The organism is Megasphaera sp. NM10 (genome assembly GCF_000417505.1).
Lineage (GTDB): Bacteria > Bacillota > Negativicutes > Veillonellales > Megasphaeraceae > Megasphaera > Megasphaera intestinihominis.
Window position 1 is genome coordinate 1 of the sequence record NZ_APHY01000161.1, and the last position, 540, is coordinate 540.

The 540-nt window shown below is 53.3% G+C and carries 1 protein-coding gene; it reads left to right on the forward strand.

From position 1 onward, the window contains the following. Window positions 1–540: IS66 family transposase (locus tag NM10_RS12855; protein ID WP_020311960.1), on the forward strand; the 540-nt coding region annotated here is incomplete at both ends.

Genomic DNA, 540 nt, shown 5'->3' on the forward strand with positions numbered 1-540 from the left:
GCGCCGACGCGCAGTGCCCATTGTGCAGAACTTTCCTGGAAGGTTTCTCTGGCTACCTGCTGACGGACGACTATGTCGGCTACCGTTCCATCAAGACAGCGGGGCATTGCCTATGCTGGGCCCATGCCCGACGGAAGTTCGTCGATGCCGCTCCGGCTTATGCTAAAGAAACGGATGGACTCGAAAACACCTTAGTCAAAGCGGGTATCGACCAGATCAGCCAGTTATTCGACAAAGAAAAAGAATATAAATCGCTCTCACCGGAAGAACGGTATGAACGACGCCTCGGGGAAGAAAAGCCTATCCTGAAGGCGCTCTTCGCGTGGGCAGAAAACAATGTCGACAAACTGCTGCCCAAATCGCCGCTGACAACGGCCATGAATTATCTCCTGTCGAACCGTGACGGGCTGACCTGTTACCTCAAAGACGGACACTGTGACATTTCCAACAACACCGCGGAAAACAGCATCCGACCTTTCACCGATTGGCGGAAAACTGGCTTTACAGTAACAGCGCCAAAGGAGCCAAAGCCAGTGCCAA